General features: G+C 46.3%; 17 protein-coding genes. 5 read left to right on the forward strand and 12 right to left on the reverse strand.

What is annotated here, in order from left to right; genetic code table 11:
- Positions 1–61: 61 nt before the first annotated feature.
- Both ACXHJ1_RS04970 and ACXHJ1_RS04975 read right to left on the reverse strand, forming a co-directional pair.
- On the reverse strand, positions 62–1,558 hold the full coding sequence (locus tag ACXHJ1_RS04970; protein WP_107734480.1) for a sensor histidine kinase: 1,497 nt from the start codon (positions 1,556–1,558) through the stop codon (positions 62–64).
- Positions 1,555–2,241, reverse strand: coding sequence for a response regulator transcription factor (locus tag ACXHJ1_RS04975; RefSeq protein ID WP_025363783.1), 687 nt, complete (start codon positions 2,239–2,241; stop codon positions 1,555–1,557). Before ACXHJ1_RS04975 ends, ACXHJ1_RS04970 begins: the two co-directional genes overlap by 4 nt.
- A gap of 290 nt (positions 2,242–2,531) precedes the next feature.
- Between ACXHJ1_RS04975 and ACXHJ1_RS04980 the strand changes: the two genes are divergently transcribed.
- The 5 genes from ACXHJ1_RS04980 to ACXHJ1_RS05000 all read left to right on the forward strand — a co-directional run bounded on the left by ACXHJ1_RS04980 (position 2,532) and on the right by ACXHJ1_RS05000 (position 8,259).
- The gene (locus ACXHJ1_RS04980; protein WP_457905701.1) at positions 2,532–4,877 is read left to right on the forward strand and encodes a glycosyltransferase family 39 protein; all 2,346 of its coding nucleotides are present in this window, start codon (positions 2,532–2,534) and stop codon (positions 4,875–4,877) included.
- A gap of 17 nt (positions 4,878–4,894) precedes the next feature.
- Positions 4,895–5,986 (forward strand): glycosyltransferase family 2 protein, encoded by a 1,092-nt coding sequence (locus tag ACXHJ1_RS04985; protein WP_457905702.1) that lies wholly within the window; start codon positions 4,895–4,897, stop codon positions 5,984–5,986.
- 3 nt (positions 5,987–5,989) lie between these two features.
- Entirely contained in the window at positions 5,990–6,412 is a 423-nt protein-coding gene (locus ACXHJ1_RS04990) for a GtrA family protein (RefSeq protein WP_457905703.1), read from the forward strand.
- The gene (gene galU, locus ACXHJ1_RS04995) at positions 6,409–7,290 is read left to right on the forward strand and encodes a UTP--glucose-1-phosphate uridylyltransferase GalU (protein ID WP_017425700.1); all 882 of its coding nucleotides are present in this window, start codon (positions 6,409–6,411) and stop codon (positions 7,288–7,290) included. The genes ACXHJ1_RS04990 and galU overlap by 4 nt, the downstream gene beginning before the upstream one ends.
- A 141-nt stretch (positions 7,291–7,431) precedes the next feature.
- Positions 7,432–8,259, forward strand: coding sequence for a class I SAM-dependent methyltransferase (locus ACXHJ1_RS05000; RefSeq protein ID WP_107734476.1), 828 nt, complete (start codon positions 7,432–7,434; stop codon positions 8,257–8,259).
- Positions 8,260–8,426: 167 nt separating this feature from the next.
- On the opposite strand, the gene ACXHJ1_RS05005 is transcribed toward ACXHJ1_RS05000, so the two are convergent.
- From ACXHJ1_RS05005 to ACXHJ1_RS05050, 10 genes are all read right to left on the reverse strand, one after another.
- On the reverse strand, positions 8,427–9,173 hold the full coding sequence (locus ACXHJ1_RS05005) for a glycerophosphodiester phosphodiesterase (protein ID WP_430208764.1): 747 nt from the start codon (positions 9,171–9,173) through the stop codon (positions 8,427–8,429).
- A 90-nt stretch (positions 9,174–9,263) separates the two neighbouring features.
- Positions 9,264–10,325 carry a hypothetical protein gene (locus ACXHJ1_RS05010; RefSeq protein WP_457905704.1) on the reverse strand — a complete coding sequence of 354 codons (1,062 nt, stop codon included), beginning with the start codon at positions 10,323–10,325 and terminating at the stop codon, positions 9,264–9,266.
- A gap of 23 nt (positions 10,326–10,348) precedes the next feature.
- Positions 10,349–12,244 carry an HSP90 family protein gene (locus ACXHJ1_RS05015; protein ID WP_457905705.1) on the reverse strand — a complete coding sequence of 632 codons (1,896 nt, stop codon included), beginning with the start codon at positions 12,242–12,244 and terminating at the stop codon, positions 10,349–10,351.
- A 412-nt stretch (positions 12,245–12,656) separates the two neighbouring features.
- Entirely contained in the window at positions 12,657–14,171 is a 1,515-nt protein-coding gene (arfA, locus tag ACXHJ1_RS05020; RefSeq protein WP_016820228.1) for an arabinosylfuranosidase ArfA, read from the reverse strand.
- Positions 14,172–14,353: 182 nt separating this feature from the next.
- The gene (locus ACXHJ1_RS05025) at positions 14,354–15,943 is read right to left on the reverse strand and encodes a S8 family serine peptidase (RefSeq protein WP_164964970.1); all 1,590 of its coding nucleotides are present in this window, start codon (positions 15,941–15,943) and stop codon (positions 14,354–14,356) included.
- A 146-nt stretch (positions 15,944–16,089) separates the two neighbouring features.
- The gene (locus ACXHJ1_RS05030) at positions 16,090–16,872 is read right to left on the reverse strand and encodes a muscle M-line assembly protein unc-89 Uncoordinated protein 89 (protein WP_167438547.1); all 783 of its coding nucleotides are present in this window, start codon (positions 16,870–16,872) and stop codon (positions 16,090–16,092) included.
- 97 nt (positions 16,873–16,969) lie between these two features.
- Positions 16,970–17,245 (reverse strand): peptide maturation system acyl carrier-related protein, encoded by a 276-nt coding sequence (locus ACXHJ1_RS05035; RefSeq protein WP_019685874.1) that lies wholly within the window; start codon positions 17,243–17,245, stop codon positions 16,970–16,972.
- A 13-nt stretch (positions 17,246–17,258) separates the two neighbouring features.
- A complete protein-coding gene (locus ACXHJ1_RS05040) occupies positions 17,259–18,383 on the reverse strand; it encodes a TIGR04066 family peptide maturation system protein (RefSeq protein WP_107734472.1) in 1,125 nt (374 codons plus the stop codon).
- A gap of 11 nt (positions 18,384–18,394) precedes the next feature.
- Positions 18,395–19,849: a Cys-rich peptide radical SAM maturase CcpM gene (gene ccpM / locus ACXHJ1_RS05045; RefSeq protein WP_457905706.1), complete on the reverse strand. Its 1,455-nt coding sequence runs from the start codon at positions 19,847–19,849 to the stop codon at positions 18,395–18,397.
- Between the two features lie 73 nt (positions 19,850–19,922).
- Entirely contained in the window at positions 19,923–20,108 is a 186-nt protein-coding gene (locus ACXHJ1_RS05050) for a CLI_3235 family bacteriocin precursor (protein ID WP_080561119.1), read from the reverse strand.
- Between the last annotated feature and the right edge of the window lie 19 nt (positions 20,109–20,127).

The raw sequence follows: 20,127 nt of genomic DNA on the forward strand, positions 1-20,127 counted from the left end.
GTTATTTAACCAAAGTCGCGGTTCGGGGGGCTATTCTTATGTTAGACCATAATCTGCGATACTATACTGTTCCTGCTAAAGGCAACGTTACTTTAAATACACTTCCCGTTCCCAGTGTGCTTTCAGCTGTAATGCTCCCACCGTGAGCTTCCACGATCGATTGTGTAATAGCCAGACCAAGGCCCGCTCCACCTGAGCTGCGTGTACGCGATTCATCTCCACGATAAAATCGCTCAAATATCCGCTCCAGCTGTTCCTTCTCCATGCCGGGTCCATTATCACGAATTTGAATATCTACCAGTTTCTTACCAGCCGATAGGTTGACATGGATCACGCCCTTCTCCATATCGGTATGTTGAACAGCATTGTGAAACAGGTTAAGCACGACTTGTTTGATCTTATCGCCTTCTGCCAATACCCGTACACCTGCTGTCATATCAAAAACTACCTTACGTGTGCCTGCCAGCATAAGGAGCTGCGGTTTCATTTCCAGCAGCAATGCATCTAGCGATATGTCTTCCAGCTTCAACTCTGGTGTTCGATCCAGCTTAGCCAGCAATAGCAAATCAGAGACAAGCTTATTCATCCGCTTGGATTCACCATACATACTCTCTAGTGCTGATTGGAGCTGCTTTGGATTGGATGCTGCTCCACGAAGCAGCACTTCCAAGAAACCGTGAATGGATGTGAGCGGGGTACGCAGTTCATGGGAGGCATCCGCAATAAATCGTCGCATTTGCATCTGCAATTCCCGCTCGGCAGCAAAAGAATGCTCCAACCGCTCCAGCATTCCATTAAATGAAACTGCCAAGCGATCTACCTCATACTGACCCTGCTCTGCGTCAAAGCGCTCGTCCAAATTGCCCGCATCAATACGTTTGACTGCCTCGACCATTCTGGAAAGGGGCACCAATGTGCGGCGAAGCACAGGAAGCATAAGTGCTAAACCAATCGCAAGTGCAATCAGGGACAATAAAATAAAGGTGCGGAGTTGATTGATCAACTGCGCCTGCATAGAATTCGTGGATACGCCCATTTGAAGTAACCCTGACGAACGGTCTGGTGGTCCGAGTGGGCGAAACACAACCAGCTGCTCTTTTCCCTGAGCATCCGTAATTAATTGATAGCCGTGACGCATGCGCTTGCTCTGCTGCATTGCTTGATACTGCTGAGTGGTGAGGCGCGGCGGTTTAAGTCCATTTTCATTGGACAAGCTCTGGAAGGTGCCGTCTATACCTATAGAAGCAAGCGACATATCCGGCCAAAACAGAAACGGTCCCGGTCGATTACTTCTCCGATTGGTCTCACCTTGAGGAACGGTGACCCCAGCTCCGCTCTTTTCCTGCGAATCCTTAATCAATAAGTCGGCAGGAATTGAATTCAGCTGTGTATCCATAGCTTCCGCGCGACTGCGATACAAAAAATCTTTCATTAGAAAGTATTGGAGAAAACCGATCAATACGAGCAATAAAGCCAAAATGAGTAAGGTTCTGGCCAAAAGCTGGGACCGGAGAGAACGAAGCGCATATTTTCTCCGACTTTTCCCTCCCGCCTTCATAACAAATCCACTCGGTACCCAACACCACGCAGCGTCCGAATGACCCGATGCTCCTTATCTTTGAGTTTTTCACGTAAGGAGCGAATATACACTTCCACAATATTATCCTCGCCCCCAAAATCATACCCCCAGACTCGGTCCAAAATACGACTTTTACTCAGCACAATTCCGTGATTCAACACCAGAAACTTCAATAGTTCGTATTCGGTAGGCGATAACTCCAGTACCTGGTTCTGATAGCGAATCTCCTTCCGTCGGTCATCCACTTGAAAGGGTCCGTGAACCACTTCCCCCAACAGGTCTGGGAACTGATTTCGCAAACGCGCTTCGATGCGAGCCAGCAGTTCATTAAAACTGAAGGGCTTTACGATATAATCATCCGCGCCGAGCTTGAGCCCTTTTACCCGATCATCCACATCATCCTTGGCTGTCAGCATAATGACTGCGATGTTATCCTCTGTCTCCTTGAGACTTTGGCATACCTCAAAACCGTTCATTTCAGGCATCATCACATCCAGCACCGCTACATGCGGACGAAACTCTCTAGCCAGTTCGAGCGCATCACTCCCGTTCTCGGCGGTTCTGACTTCATACCCTTCATTAATCAGTCCAAGCTCTAAAAATTGCAAAATATGAGGCTCATCGTCTGCCAGCATAATCTTAACTCCGTGTATTGGATTCATCATTAATCTTCCCTTTCATATTGGCTCATTTTTCTCACATTAAAAGTCGGTTCATTTTTTACCTGTATCTAATATACCTGAATCCTGCCGTAAAAAAAGCACCTCATCTCAGCTTTCAGCTAACGTTCAGGGAGCGCTCAGAACTCATTAAGGTACGTATGGCATGATAATAGCAAGCCGGTAGTTCACCGGGCCAAGATCGGAAGCGACTGGTCATTCCGCAGTCCTGAAGATAGCGGCTAGAACAACGGAATAAAGACAAAGAAATTTTCACAGGGAGTGGAATGAACATGATTAAAAAATGGTTCAAGACCAGGGCGGACATCCCCCTGATCATCATTATGCTGATATCCGCATTTTTGAACGGATACAACATCTGGCAAGACAAGTACGTGAACACCTACTACACGACGGCGGTAGCAAGTATGCTGCAGAGCTTTCACAATTTCTTTTTCGCCTCACTTGATTCTGCAGGATCGGTAACGGTAGACAAACCGCCAGTGGTGTTCTGGATTCAGACGTTGAGCGCCTATATATTCGGGCTTCACGGATGGAGCGTAATCCTGCCACAGGCGCTGGCTCAGGTCGGATCGGTCTTGCTCATCTACTTACTCGTCAAACCGAGCTTTGGTACACTGGCCGCACGCCTGGCTGCCTTCGCCATGGCAACGACACCGATAGCCGTAGCGGTTAGCCGCACGAATAACATTGACGCTATGTTGGTCTTCACATTATTGCTCGCAACCTGGCTGTTGTTCAGAGGCCTTAAAAATAGCAAAACCGGGTTGATCCTGGCAGCTTTCGCAGTCGTCGGCGTCGCTTTTAACGAAAAAATGTTGCAAGCCTATATGATCGTTCCGGCGTTGGGCCTGTTCTATCTGCTAGCTTCCAAGTTTAACTGGAAACGTAAAGCAATTACGTTGGCAGGCTCGGCAGTAGTCCTCTTGATTGTATCGCTCTCTTGGGCAGTCATAGTGGACTCCACTCCAGCCGATGAGCGTCCTTATATGGGGAGTAGCGGAACCAACTCTGTACTGAATTTGGCCTTCGGTTATAACGGCCTGTCCCGCCTGACAGGAGATCAGGGAACAGGTGGAAATCGTGGCGGTCAACGCTCAGAGCAGAACAACAACGTTGCAACGAACAGCAACAATACGAACACAGATCAGATCCAGACGACTCCATCATCCAACAGCACTACCACTACAGATGATTCTGGTGCCAACAACATGACAGCAGGCGGACCTGGTGCAGGTGGTCAAATGCCCCCAGGCGGATTCGGGGGGAACGGACAAGGCGCTCCTGGTGGAGACGGACAGGGTGGTCCTGGTGGTGGCCCGGGTGGAAATTCCGGTGGCGGCATGTTCGGTACTGGTGAAAAGGGGCCTTTGCGGTTGTTCCAATCTTCCCTATCAGGCCAAGCCAGCTGGCTACTTCCGTTCGTAATCATTGCATCTATCGGCTTGCTTGCCGGTATTCGACGCCGTAATATCACACAGAAATATAAAGAGGTTATCTTCTGGCTCGCCTGGTTGATTCCCGTAGCTGCATTTTTCAGCGTAGCAGGTTTCTTCCATCATTATTACCTGATTATGCTTGCACCACCGATTGCAGCGCTCTTTGGAGCAGGGTTCGTAGAATTGTGGCAGCAGTATCGTGAGCGTTCCAACTGGCTCTCCTGGCTGTTACCCGTGGCAGTATTGGCAACATCGGTATTTAGCTGGTTCATTCTACAAAATTACAACGACACCATCGGTAGCGGCTGGTCCATCGCGGTATTAATCCTAGGGATCATCGGCACAGCACTCCTGGTGGTAGCACGAATGAAATCTGAGAAGTTCACAAGATATGCCATTATCGCAAGTGTACTTGCTATGTTTATCGGCCCTGTGTACTGGGCATTGACACCAATCGTCTACGGGGGGAACAGCATGATTCCACAAGCTGGACCGACTCAATTTGGCGGCGGCGGTGGCGGAATGACAGGCCGCAATGACGGCAACAGAGGTTCAGGTTTCAATGGACAACAAGCTGAAGGAATACAAGCGAATAACCAGAACAATAATGCAGACAATTCCAGCTCTGACGGAAATACTTCAAGCACACAAACAAGTACTGACACGGAACAGAGATCTTCTACCCGCTCCAGAGGAATGGGAGGACCGAATGGCAGTCAAAGTTTAGATCAAAAAACGTTGAGCTACTTACAAAAAAACAATACAGGTGAAACCTATCTTTTCGCAGCAAGTAATTATTCAACAGCCGCTCCTTACCTGATCGAAGCCGGACAAAAGGTAATTATTATGAACGGTTTTGTGTCTTCCGATCCGGTCTATACCGTCGATAAAATCAAGGCGCTGGTTGAAAGTGGGCAAGTGAAATACTTTATGATTTCTGGTGGCGGCGGTGGACCGGACGGCGGCAACTCCGAAGTCAATGCATGGATCAAGGAACACGGCAAAGTAATCCCTACAGATGTATGGAAAACAACAACAGAAGAAACAAGTACAGCAGTGAAAGCAACCGACAGCGGAAACGACACCACAAACAGCAATGCGAGCGCTCAGGATGGCCAAGGCGGACCTGGCGGAGACGAGCGTGGCGGAAGCGGTACTTTATACGAAATCACATTATAAATGAGGAGGAACTACGAATGAGTGAACCCATCCGTTATTCCATAGTTATCCCAATGTACAACGAGGAAGCCGTTATTACGGAAACCTATCGGAGGCTGAAACAAGTCATGGGCTCAATGGGTGAGCCCTATGAGCTGATCTTCGTCAATGATGGAAGTTCGGACCGCAGCGTCCAGCTCATCAAGGAATTCAGTCTCAGAGATGACACGATTGTATTGATTGATTTCTCTCGCAACTTTGGTCATCAGCTAGCAATTACCGCCGGGATGGATTATGCGGTGGGAGAGGCGGTCGTCGTCATTGACGCCGACCTCCAGGACCCACCCGAGCTGATTGTTGAGATGGCTAACAAGTGGAAGGAAGGCTATGAAGTCGTCTACGCCAAACGGCTCAAACGCAATGGCGAAACTCGTTTCAAGAAATGGTCTGCCAGCCTCTTCTATCGTGTACTTAAAGCATCAACGGATATTAATATCCCAGTCGACACCGGGGATTTCCGTTTGATGGATCGCAAGGTCATAGATGAATTGAAACGGCTGCCGGAAAATAACCGATTCGTACGCGGTCTGGTCAGTTGGATCGGCTTTAAACAAACCGCTGTTGAATATGAGCGCGATGAGCGGCTCGCAGGCGAAACCAAGTATCCGCTAAAACGCATGATCAAGCTCAGTCTCGACGGGATCACATCCTTTTCGATTAAGCCGCTCAAGCTGGCAGGATATATCGGCGCACTTCTGTCCATGTCCGGCTTCCTGTATCTGATGTACGTATTGTTTCTTAAACTTTTCACCGATTCCTATGTGATGAAAGGCTGGTCATCCATGATTAGCATCAGCCTGATCTTCGACGGGGTGATTCTGATTATCCTCGGTATTATGGGTGAATATATTGGACGGATTTATGACGAAACCAAAGCGCGTCCGCTCTACATTGTCCGTGAGCGTTTGGGTGGACAATACGATAACGGTCCGACGCATGCTATGAATGTTCCTAAACAACGCGACTCCCTGTACATGCAAGGAGCCCGTGACAGCCTGATTTCGGGTGCACGTACAGTACGCGGCAACAGCGCGGCATATACTGGACCCAAATCCGGCCATGGAGCCTAATCCATGAATAGTCGCATAGCCCAGTTGCTTCCTATGATCCGATTTGGCATCGTAGGTCTGGTGAATACGGGTGTAGATTATATCATTTTCATGCTGCTGGCTTGGACCGGAGTGCCGGTCGTGGTGGCGCAGATCATTTCGTACAGCTGCGGCACAGCCAACAGTTATATTTTGAACAGCAAATGGACATTCGGCAAACAACGAGAAAAAAACACAAATAAAAGTCAATTACTCAAATTTATCGTGATCAACCTCATCGTATTGGGGATAACATCCTTATTATTGCAAGTGCTTCAAACTGAAACCGAGCTGCCGCTTGCTTTAGGCAAGCTGATCGCCACTGCAGCCGGAATGATCATCAATTATATCGGGAGCCGATACTGGGTATTCGGTTTCCCATCCCGAAAGGAAAGTGAGTCCCTATGAGAAAAATTACAAAAGCCGTTATTCCTGCCGCCGGTTTAGGTACCCGTTTTTTGCCAGCTACGAAAGCTTTACCGAAAGAAATGCTTCCCATCGTAGACAAACCAGCGATTCAATATATCGTAGAAGAAGCCATCAAGTCCGGAATTGAGAGCATCATTATCGTTACGGGACGTAATAAAAAAGCCATCGAAGACCATTTTGACAAGTCCGTAGAGCTGGAGCAAGTACTGGAGAGCAAGGGTAAATATGATCTCCTGCGTGAAGTACAAAGCATCGGGGGCAAAGCAGTCATTCACTATATCCGTCAAAAAGAGCCGCTCGGCTTGGGGCACGCGGTACGCTGCGCACGTCAGTTCATTGGCGATGAGCCCTTCGCCGTGTTACTGGGCGATGATATTATGAATTCCTCCACTCCGGCGATTCGTCAAATGATGGATGTTTACGAAGCCACTGGCAAGCAAGTGGTCGGCGTGCGTACAGTGGAAGAACAGGATGTAAGTAAATACGGCATTATTGACTCTATCCGCCAGAATGGTCTTATTCATGAAGTCGGCGGGCTTGTTGAAAAACCCGCTCCAGCAGATGCTCCTTCGCGACAGGCCGTCATTGGTCGCTATGTATTGGAGCCTTCTATTTTCTCCATATTAGAGAACATGTCGACTGGAGCGGGCGGTGAATACCAATTGACAGATGCTCTGCATCAAGTAGCATTGCAGAACCAACTGCTCGCATTGGAGCTGGAGGGCACACGCTATGATATTGGTGATAAAGCCGGCTATCTGGAGGCGGTGCTCCACATGGGCATGCAGCGCGAAGATTTGCGTCCAATGCTTGACTCCATGATGCGTGAGTGGGCGCTTGCTTCAATGATAAAATAGGAGACTTTCCTCCACCGAAATCCGATGATGTTGTGAAAACACAAAAGTAGCTGGTTAAGCACATAAACTTGTACAATGTAAGAGTACAGAACATCGGAATTTGTTCGGTCGCCCGGCCGAAGCTAAGGAGGAAAAGACCCTATGATTCCTGAGGGAAATCTGCAAAGTAATGTGGATCGTTTCAATGGCTTTGCCGACAACTACGATCAGCACCGTCCAGAAGCGCCATCACTCGTGGTGGAAATCATCAGCCGCTATCTGGATCGGAACGTAGAGCTAGTTGCCGATATTGGCTGCGGTACCGGACTTTCAACTTTCATATGGAAAGACAGCGCTCAGCGAATCGTCGGCATCGAGCCTAACCCGGACATGAGAGGAATAGCGCAGCGCAAGCTGGAGAGAGCAGGAACGACAATGGCAGGAGCTATTTCCTTCGAGAGCGGGTTCTCCAACAACCTGCCCTTTGAGGACAGCACTGTGGACGTCATTACCTGCTCTCAATCCTTTCACTGGATGGACCCCGAGAGCACGCTTCAGGAAGCAGGCAGGGTCTTGGCTCAAGGCGGTGTGTTTGCAGCCTTTGACTGTGACTGGCCTCCAGTGCTGCAATGGCAGATCGAGCAAGCTTATACAGAGCTTATCACCAAAGCAGATGCCACTTTGGAACAGGAAGCTCCTGTAGAGCAACAGGCTCATAAATGGAGCAAGGATCAGCATCTAGCTAATCTGCAACGCAGCGGACAATTTCGCTATACTCGGGAGATTGTCTTCCACAATCGTGAGCAATGTGACGCAGACCGTTATACTGGGCTCGCTCTTAGCCAAGGGGGGATTCAGAGTCTTTTCAAACTTGGCAATCGAACACTTGATGACGATATAGCTCGCTTCGTGAAGCTGGTAGAGAATCATTTTGAAGGCAGAACACTGGATATCCTGTTCAGCTATCGTATGAGACTTGGCATCAAATAGAACGGGATCAAAATTGTCGTGATCATATTCTCTTCGGCTCAAGCAAAAAAAGACTCTCCTTGTCTCGTGAAAGCGAGTACGTAGGAGAGTCTTTTTTCATTCAATACATTTCTACTACTATTTCCGTACAATCTCTAGTAGTAGTGTAGTTTTGCTGCGCCTTCCTCTTAAGAAGAGTGGACAGCTAGAATGTGCGCCAATCGATCTGGGTAGTCTGTAATGATGCCGTTCACTCCAGCCTCCAGCAGACGCTCCATTTCTTCCGGCTCATTCACCGTCCATGGGTGGTAGACGACACCTAATGCCAAGGCCTCAGACACAGCTTCTGGTGTAACCACTTGCTTATAGGCATGAAGTGCTGTAACCCCGAATTGGGTTGCATATTCCGATGGGCGAACCATAATTTCAATATACAGCGCTCCTGTCTTGATCTCAGGGGCTATCTGCGCACAGAGCGCGAGCGATTCGTGATTGAAGCTGGATAAGATCACCCGCTCTTCCAATCCGAAACGCTTCACAGCGGCAATAACCTCTTCCTCCATCCCTGGATAGAGATGAACACTATTTTTCAATTCCAGATTAATAATGGTATCCGAGGACTGGGCCAGTTCCAGTAACTCATCCAGCATCGGTACCCGCTCGCCTCGGAATTTCTCATCAAACCAACTGCCTGCATCCAGTTTATTTAATTCTTCCTGCGTGATATCTTTTACATCTAGTGGGCAACCTGTCGTGCGCTCCAGTGACTCATCGTGAATCAGCACCAAATGCCCATCTTGGGTACGCTGCACATCCGTTTCAATACCTGTTGCCCCCAGTTCCAACGCGTGGCGGAAAGCCGCCATCGTATTTTCAGGACATACCCCCGAAGCTCCGCGATGTGCAAAATTAATCACCTTCCGGGTCATAGTCACGATCTAATCCCTCCTGTCATTTCTAACAAGAATATTGTACTCGTTCATTGTTTGGGCTGTATAAAATATTCATCCCAGATGCCTGTTCTTCTACGCGGGTTGAACGATCCTCCCGATCCAATCCGAATAAAATGTATTCCCATTCCGTCGATCAAATTCGGCTGCTGCTGACTCTGCCAGAGGTTTAAAATATGCGATGATCTCTTCTAATGTACGTTCCTGTTTTCCCCATTCAAAAGACGCAGGCATCCGAATCAAACGAAGTTTGCTCGAAGTATCCAGCTTTTGCAGCAACCCCACCATCGCTGCGTAAAAATACATTTGCTCCAATCCGCTCTCATAGTCCAGTGCTATGTGCAAATGACGTTCTACCACTCCGATGCCTTCAATCGGATTTGCAACTGTCAAATACTCCATATGCTCTGCGATCGTTTTCAGGAAGTCACGGTCATCACGCACCAGGCGATAGCCTTTGCGATACTGCTCCTTCGCCTGATCAACCTCGCCTTGACGATACAGCGGCAATAGCACCTGCGAGAGCGTCACATGCGGTACTTCTGCACATCTCATCCGTCCCGATAAAATCGGTTTTGCCACGGCAAGCGCCTGCTCGTCTTCTCCGGTCAAGTAATAGAACCTCACCATCTGGCTCTGCTCACAGGCTTCACAATCACTCATACTGTCTGGCTCAATCACGCGGAACATATCCAGATACTGCCGTGCTTCATCCAGTTCCCCCATGTCCATCGCGATGCGGAACTTATAATAGTAATATGGACGCTCATTATACCCGTATTCGGCATAACGTCTGCGCATATCCTCCACCAAATCTTCGATTTGAGTCTTCGATATATTGGAAAAGCTGCACACCTTCCCGAGTATCCATTTGTAGTTCCACAACAGCTCAACGGGGTCGTACTCCTCTGGATTTTGGTCAAATTGACCCAACTGCCATGAAAAAGCAATCAGTGATTTCAATGGATATCCGTTAAAAATAGCACAGTCTACAATCTCTCCCCGAATTTCATAAGCGAGCTCCTTCAAACCTGAAGTATCCGCCAAGCGAACAGCCTCTTCCAGAATCGCCAGCTTCGCCGCCCCTCCGGGCATATCCTGCGCCTGCTCCATCAATTCATATATCGTCTCTTCCATTTGAATCCTCCTTTATTACGCAATTACGTATTCTGTCCGTTCCCTAATCCCCAATTGATAAAATGCAGCACACTCCGGTTCATCAGCTCCAGCTCACTGCGGTTCATCGGATAGTGACCCATCATAAGTGCATTCACATACATCATTTCTGTGGCAGCCGTAATCATCTGTGTATCAGTAGCTTCAAAAATTCGCGCCACTACCGGGTTGTTGAAATTAAAATACAAGGTCGAGTAGCCCGCGTTCTGCTGGACTCCCGCTTTTAGACTATCTAGCACATTGGAAAAAAGTGAAGTTGTCTCTTCAACTGTGTGTTCCATGGAGCGCAAGGTTAGTGCATCCTGTGAAATGGTGTAAAGCACAGGCAAGCTCGCAGGCTCAAAACGCTTCAACTCAGCACGGCAACGCATTGGCTGCAATGCAGCATCCATCACACACAGCACACCGTAATACTTTGTGTGCTCTTCCTGCGTCAGTCCGGTAAATGATAAAGATACATCCTCAGGGCTGAGCCGCTCTGTTTGCAGGGTAGCGTCGATCCAGTGCAGCTTATCCAAAATTCCTGCATCATAGATATATCCGCCATTGATCACCAGCATCGATTGCGCTGCCGCCACATGCGTAATCTGGCGATACTCATCCACGGTCGCCGTGTAATGGAGCGGACGTCCGCCCGCCTCTCGGATCAGTTCACTCAGCTCGCGCCGCCCAAATGTACTTTCGAAGGAAAACCAGCAATGCATAATCCGCAGAAACTCATCATCCTCAACCGCGAGCGCCTTCATGGACAGCTCATGCAAACGAATCCAGTGCTGCAAGCGGTCTGGCTCATATTCCGCCATGCGTAGCAGTTCTTCGCGAATACAGGTCCCCAATTCAGAACGAACCGCATCAAGCTGCTCATTTTCATAAAAATATTCACGTGATGCCGTTGGTTGCAATTCATCTGTCCAAATCAGGCTTTTAATGAAAAATGCCCATTCTGGCAATACATTTTCCGCTTTGTCAGACACGAGCATATGCTTCAAGTACACCCGATGCAGCCGCTTGCTGTTCAGATTAACACTGCGAGGCAAAATGAATGCAATCCCGCCTGTTCTACCCGATGCTGTCCGTAGCGGTATAAAATCACTGAAGCGCTCACCCATCAGACGATAGCCTAAATCCAGCACCTCACCGCGGCGGCTCCGTAATTGTTCCGGGTCTTGCATCCAGCTTGTCGATGGAAGATTGACCTGCTTGGTCTCCCCGTCTACAGACAGCAGGACAGGATAGGGAAGCAAGGCTCCATAATAAAATAAAGAATCTTTCACCTGAGCTGGCTCATAATAAAACTCGCTCCCTGGCTTGCAGCGCAAATAAATTTGCGTCCCTGTAGGCAATTGGGTCTCTAATCGACGAATTGTATATGTCCCATCCGGCTTCCCTTTCCATTCCATAGAGACGCCTTCCTTCACCGAACGGGTCAGTACTACAATCTCATCGCTCACCATAAAACAAGACAGTAAACCAATCCCAAAACGCCCGATAAATGAAGTCTCCGAGGTCAGCAAGTCAGCTCCCTTCTTGGAAGACTGCCCGATGATCGACAGAAACCGGTGAATGTCTTCTTCCGACAATCCAATCCCGTTATCCTGAATCATCAATACCTGCTGGTCCCCGGCACCGGATAGCTCCACGATGACTTTGCCTTCATAGTCGTTACTCTCAAAAGCTGTATCTCCAAGAGTATTGTCTTCTTTCAATGGTTTACTTTCAGCAGCAGCCTTCCCCAGCTCCTTGCGAGCTGTGACCGCATCTGTTGCATTTTGCAGTATTTCACGTATAAACACTCGTGGACTGCTATATAAATGATTGGCCAAAATATCAATCATGCCGCCCAAATTCACTTGAAAACGATATTCGTCCGTTTGACTCATAGAGATCATTCCTTTCTCGAAATGCTACAGCCATCTTTTTTTAAAAAATAGCTATCTTTTAAAGTATAACGTGGATTCAAGTCGGATTGCACACCCTCGTTTCAGATATCAATTCATTGACAACGGTATAACAGGGTCTTTTTTCACCCGGGAATGTCGGTCTTGGGTCTAATTAACTTCACAAAAATGAATGAAGCACGAACACTTAGTGAATAAGGATCATCTTTTCCTAGTTAAATTTAGGAATAAACATAATATTTATTAAAATTTTCCCTTCCTTTCGAGCACTAGATCGATGGAGGGACAAATGACTCATTTTATACAAAAAGCCCGCATTCTCTCTTGTAGTAGCCTTACAAGAGAGAATGCGGGCTTATTAGGCATAGCCTAGTCCGTTCTTTTATGAAGAGAATTAATGAGACTTAGCAAGACGGATCACGTTCCACGAGGCTTTACCCAAATGAGCTTTTACAATTCCGTCTTCAAGCTTGGCATTGCCACCGTTATGAGGCGTAACCTTTTCACCAGCTGGGCTGTTGGTCGCTTTGAGATCATCATGCTCCAGCACAGTATGCTCGACAATGCGGTAACCCTCAAAACTGCGTACATCTACCGTCAGCTCCAGCGATTCAGACAAGTGACGGTTTACTGCAAAGACCGTCAGCGCATCTCCCTCTTCATCATAAACCACAGCACTATCCAGATATGGAATATCTGTAAAGTCCTTGGAGTCGTATTTTTCGGAGTCCACTACAGGCATCAGCGATATCCCACGACCATAACGAGAGGCATGGAGATACGGATAGAAGATCGTTTGCTTCCACGCTTTTCCGTTATTTTCGGTCATGATTGGTGCAATAACGTTGACCAGCTGAGCCATACAAGCCATTTTTACACGGTCTGCGTGACGCAGGAACGTAATCAACATGCTGCCGACCAACAATGCATCTTCAAAATTGTAAATATCCTCAAGCTGCGGTGGTGCCACAGACCATGGATCAATTTTTTTGTCCGCATCATTGGAGTGGTACCACACATTCCATTCGTCAAAGCTGAGCATCATTTTTTTCTTGCTGCGTTTCTTCGCTTTGATATAATCACAAGTCGAAATGACTGTACGAATAAAATGATCCATGTCCATAGAACGTGCCAGATAATTAGCCGTATCATTGTCATGGTTGCCGTAGTATTGGTGCAGGGAAATATAGTCAGCTACCTCATACGTATGATCCAGTGTGGTTGCCTCCCATTCCGGGAACGTCGGCATCGTGGAGCTGGAGCTCCCACAGGATACAAGTTCAATGTCAGGGTCAATCAGCCTCATAGCTTTTGCAGATTCTACAGCCAGACGACCATATTCCTCTGCTGTCTTGTGACCAATCTGCCATGGACCGTCCATTTCATTGCCAAGGCACCAGGTTTTAATCTTATGTGGCTGCTCTACACCGTGACTACGACGTAAATCACTCCAATAGGAGCCTCCTGGATGGTTGCAATATTCCACCAAATTACGCGCCGCATCAATACCACGCGTACCCAGATTTACCGCCATCATTACTTCGGAGCCAACATCCTGGGCCCATTTAAAAAATTCATTCGTCCCTACTTCATTCGGTTCGACCGTTCTCCACGCCAGCTCTAACTGTCTAGGTCTGGATGCGACAGGGCCAACGCCGTCCTCCCAATTGTAACCGGATACAAAATTACCGCCCGGATAGCGTATAATAGGAACATCTAGTTCTTTTACCAGTTCTTTAACATCATTTCGGAAACCGCTTTCATCACTGGTTGAATGAGTAGGCTCATAAATACCACCATATACAGCACGCCCGAGGTGCTCTACAAAAGAACCATAAATGCGTTTATCGACTTCAGCAATACGAAAAGACTTGTCTACGATCATCTTTGCTTTTACAGCTGCTGCCACCTAAACCATCCTCTCTGAATGCGAAAATAAAATTTGTTGTACCTAAAGCTAACAAGCCATTTTATTAACGCTTTCAATATAACACACCATAATTAACATAGTCAATATTATTATTAAATACTTAATATATATATTAATCAAATAATATTAAACGATAAGTATTTGGTTACGTATTTTATATATCAGTTTACCAGTAGCTGCTCTAAACTTGTATAAAAACGACCTATATCTCCCTCGTTTAACTCCGGAAAAACCCATTCTTGCGAATATCGCTGCTCTGTCTGTATAGAGATTTGAATGCTGTCAGCCTCTGCTACAGATATCACAGAAAGCTCAATATCAACCCCTGATACATCTTGCTCTTTGCTCCAATTTGAAATATGCTGAGCCTCTACGCAGAAAATGGCAATATCCGTATACGCACTATAAGCCATTGCCCCGGCAGCGATTATTAATGCCTGTAATCCATGGATTGCAGCTTTAAGAGGCAAATACTCCATATCATGCAGCATAGCGGTAGGCTGGTCTACCACGATCCAGCTTTGATATCCATCTCGGGCAAAGAAATCTCTCAGCACATGCAAAAAATATAGGATATCAAACTCCTTGCTATAATACATGCAAATAAGCGGAATGTGAGAAGCTTCTATCGCAATCGTCTCCTCCTGCTTTATAAAGAAATGATCCTCTTGCTGCCACCAGCGCAAATGGTCAGATAAAAAAGGCGGGGCAGGAGTGTGGCGTTGACTTGTAGAGATATAAACGACATGTTTTCTATAACGCACAGCCAATTGCTCCACTTCCTGCAACTCTTCTGGTTCCATTGTGCCCAGCAAGACAATCGTATCTGTCAGATCCCCACTCCATTTTCCCGTCCTAAAGGCTGAATCCGGCTGCTGCTCCTGCTCCCGGAGGATCGCTTGTTCGATGAATGCAGCTACTTTTGTGCGAGGAATTTGGGCTTCATATGGGGTCTGAAAATAATAAGGTGCTACCGAGCCAACTACACCCTCCCCCTTAAACACATGTGCACGTCGTATCCAATCTGGATGTTTGTATTGGATTACAGGTAAATCCGTATCCTGTATCGGACGGTAGCTATTCTCATACAGTATATATTTTAGCTTCTCTATAGAAGGAACATGCTTGGACTGCTGCAAAGCTTTACACACCTGGGCCGTAACGAATGGAGTGGCATAGCTATTGCAATTGGAGCAGCGCACAATCCCTCCCGTTGAATCTACCAGTTCATGTCTGGCAAAAGCGGTAAATTCAATACCACTTGAATAAGCTTTTTCAGCATCATATGTATATTGCCCTACCATAAGTATGCCGCTTCGGTCACAGCGTACTCCAATCACATTAGCAAAAGAAGCCGGATAAGTAAGAAGCCCCCCGTTTTGTGCAGCACATACCATAATCAGTCCTGCTCTAGCTGCATCATTTACAGCTTCTCGCAGCATTTCTCGATCCCGATACTTTATGCTTCCCAGGCTCATATTCGCTACCTGTACCCCATGCTTTACACACCAATCCAGTGCGGCACAAAGCTGCACCGCATTTCCTTTTCTATCGTTCATTATTTTCACACTGCTAATCATCGCATCCGGGAAATACGTTTGTACAATAGCAGCACACAGCGTACCGTGATTTAAGCTACGCCCATCTTCTGCGCCCCCATGCGCTATTTCGACGTCGTATAATAAATGAGAGTTCAGGAAGTCAGCATTCACCCCATCGTCAATGATGGCTACATGTATCTTGGCATTCATTGTTTCTCCCCCTCCTCCTTCGGATCGCGAAATGGTTCTCACTGCTCTGTTCCATTTCATTAAGTAAGAGGAGGGTGCCTCTACGAACGTTAGCGTTCGTCTATAAGCACCCTCCTAGTTCGTGTACTATACGCAAAATAACTGGATCAGACTGCAATATTTACGTTCGTACCTGCAGCCTTCTCCTCTTTTTTAGCCGAATCCTGGTAGGCATTGATTTCTTGTTCAGTCCACACTCTGCCGGCCTCTGGACTTACCTCCTTCTCATCCTTTGGCTCATCCCGTTCAGTCATCGTCGGTGCATTATTCGCGGCTTCACTGATGCGCTCATTAATACTCGCAGCGATTCCCATAATTTTTCCGTCAAGCCCTTCTGCCTTCTCACGCAAAGCCGCTGATTTTGCAGGGTTAGTGCTTTCCCAGCCCTTAGCCTCGCTTCCCAATGTGATTTGTGCCATTTTAGCTATTTTGGCATTCTTCAACTCATTGTTTGCAGATACTATACCATGCATGGTATAGGTGATCAGATTCTGTCTCTGTTCCTCAGCAGTCTTGGGTATATATTGTTCCTTTTTACCTTCCTGAGCCTCTTTTTTACTGTCCTCATCCATGCCTAAGGCCTTTTTTTGTTCTTCCAGTGACTGTTTTTGAATGTTCTCATCAATTTGCTGAATCTGCTTATCGATCTCTTCCATTTCAGCCTTTACAGCTTCTGGACCGAGACCACGCTTGAGGGCATTACTTACATAGTCCGAACGCCTCTCCATTAAATTTTGCTTTTGCTCTGTCAATTGTTGAATAATCTTGTTTTGCGGCTTGCCTATACTCTTTCTTTCAGCCTGCGCGGAAAGTGGATGCCGTAGTTCAAGTCGGTTGTTATCTGCGGTGCGGAACGGCGATTGGTGAGATGATGTAAAAGATACATTCATCCTAAAACCTCCAATTCTCTTCTAATAAGTGATTCTAGAGGTATATCGGATTTTTTTGTATGTTTTTGTATGTTTTATCATCATTTTCACAAATCCTTCATTCCTTTTCCACTGCCAAGCAATCCTTTATCGTCTCATACAAGCTGTTATATGTAAGCAACCCCCCTTCCAATATACGCTCCTCCGGAATTTGGATGGCGAATCTTTTTTCCACCTCAAATAATAGATATACCAGATCTCGGGGAAACAACCTCATTTCTGGCCCTAATAAAGTAGCCTCTTTATTGATCTCGCTCGCTTTGATGTTAAAAAGTTCCCCAAATACATTTTCCAGCTTAGCTCGTGTTTCTGTTACATCCTGAGTAAAGTTCATATTCTTCCCTCCATTAGAACTGAGCTACATGATGATCGACCGAAAAATAGTGTAAAATGTCCTCCGTCAGCTTGCCCATATCCTCATCGCTAGACAGATTGAGTATAGGCACGGGATAACTGGAAAACTCTTGTTTTTTCTCTTCCACAAAACGAGGATTAACAGAAGCATATTGCAAATTCACTGAGGAAGAAGAATAGCTATCGAATACATTGTTACTCAAGGCGTATCCCAGCAATGAAGAGGAAAAGCGATTTTCCATGTATTGTTTGACATGCTCCAGGTATTTTAGATTATATTCATCATAATGAAGACAACAGATCAGCCCATCGGGTCTAACTGCACGGGATGCCAAAAATGAGGTTACTCCAAAATAATTCGTGAATGTGTTATTAAAAGGAACAATCCCGCCTGGGATACCTACGAGTATCAAATCCGGCTTTTCACTCTGCTCTATTTTTTTCAAATATCGATTAAACATAATAATCTTTTGCGTCTCGGTCATCCCGCCCTCAAACATAAACTGCGGGAAAGAATGCGCACCTATCAGCTCTCCGCATCCGTTAGATGTCACTTGCGATACCTGATATCCTTGTGCTTCAAGCTTCTGTCGGATGTTAAGCTGCAAATTAAGCTTATGGGTTCGCTCGTTCAGACCTATTACAAACATAACCGGTGTAAAAAAATCATGTATGGCGGAAGACGGGTCCGGTGGTGAAATATGTTCCGTGCGCACATCAAATGTATTTTTTAAAATCAGCTTGTAGCCATGCTCCTCACCGGGCTGAATGAGTTCCATACATGAGTCTGGCAAAGTGAAATTAAACATAACTTTTTTTCCAAGTTGTCCAGCCTTCTTGATCACTGGGAGATACACCTCAGCTACATCCAGCTTGAAGTTAGATTGTACCAGTAAAATGTCATCACAGCTCTCTAATTCCTGTTCCAAGCAAGACACCGGCTTCACGATAAGGCCTGTTACTTGTCCCTTGTCCACCACACAGGCATCTTTCCCGATCATACCCGACCCTTGAAAAGAAATAAGTACAACTTCCCCATAACTTCCTAATAAGTTCAAGTTTCTAACCAGAGCTATCGTTTCATAATCAAATGGAAAAATGATTAATTTATTCGTCATGGAGACACCCCTCATGCTTTTTCAAAATCAAGGATCGTATCCTCAGAGAAATCATATCCCAGCTCATTCATCATGCAAAAATCAAGTAAGGTATGCCTGATATCATTCTTAACTACAGAGCAGTGACTCAGCTTCTTTTCTTTAGACAAGGTGTGCAGATCATCTGCTACAGCCACACATAGCGTACAAAAACGGAAGTTCCAGCAGTCTTTACATGCATCCTCCGTAACCGTCCCTACATTTAAAATTTGGCTGATTTTATCTATTTCAAAGCCAGTGTCCACCTTTCCAATCTGCACGACCTCCGACTGCTCACTCACCCGTTCGCATGGAAACAAGTTTCCATGTACATCAGCAAACAGGCGTTGAACACCGGGCACACAGGGTCCGCCATGATGTGCTTCTATAGGCATCCCCGCCGAAGGCTTTCTATAATGAAACATTCGGAAATAAATCTGAATATAATAGTCTTTAATCAGTTTGGAGACATGGCTTTCATCTACTCTTCCAAACTTGAAGAGCATCATTTTAAAAACCTCATAACCCCTCTGCTCAATAAATTCATTCCTGTACAAGATTTCATCCTTCACATAAGCATCATTAATGTAGGAAGACCTCACACTGTACAGACTTTCGAACGTTTCATAGTTCGTATAAAAGTCGTTAATGCAACCAAAATCATTGCGAGTATCCAGCACCACATTAAAATTAATCCATTCAAAGAGAGCAGGGTAATTCCTTTTAATTGTGTCTACATTGGCAATGATCGTATCGAACGAGCCCCGCCCGTTAACAGCAAACCGTCTGTTTCTGTCATGATTCTCCTGATCTCCGTCCAGACTGATCGTCAGCACAAAATGATGCTCATCCAAAAAGTCCAAAATCTCTTCATTAAGCAGCGTACCATTGGTCGTTAAGTGAAAACCCACATCTCTGTATGCTACCTGCTCCTTGATATATTCAACACATTGCTTGATCAAAGGGAAATTAATAAGCGGTTCTCCCCCATAAAAACCAAAGTCCAAGCGGTCACTGTCCACTGACCGATCAATGACAAAATCTATACACTTGCGCGCTGTCTCAAAATCCATCATCAGACTGGTATGACCCCGATTCTCATATCCTCCTGAATACACGCAATAAGAGCATCTAAGATTGCAATTTTGAGTGACCTGCAAAGTTAGGGTCTTCAACTGATGCTGAAGCATATGCTCCAAGTGCTTCGTCTTCGGATGCATCATAATCTGTGGACGCTGCGAAGATAAAAATCCGTTATCCAACAAGTCACGGATATACTGCTGCAACTCCGGTGTAGCATCCATCTCATCCAGGTCGAAACTGGAATGCGAATTCAGAAAATGATAAGCCTCCTCTTTAATCCGTAAGATTAAATTGGTATTTACATCATATACATAATGGTGGAGTCTCGTCTGAAACGTGTATATAAAAGGTTTGCACATGTTCATGATTCACACCTACTCTGTTTTGATGTGGACAGAAGAGCCTGCAATTTCCAGGCTCCTCCATACAAATATAAACTTAATAATTACCAATTCCCGTTCCATTATCTCTGCGATAAGAACCGTCACTTTCTCGCGATGTATTGGAGCTTCGAGTCAAACTGCCAGCACAATAACAGGAGCAAGGACAATAACAGGAACAACCACAGCCAAATGCCTCAATCGTGTCGCCTACATTCGTACTTCTTTTCACAAGCTTGCGCATGTAAAACTACTCCTCTCAT

Source organism: Paenibacillus sp. ALE2 (assembly GCF_054113385.1).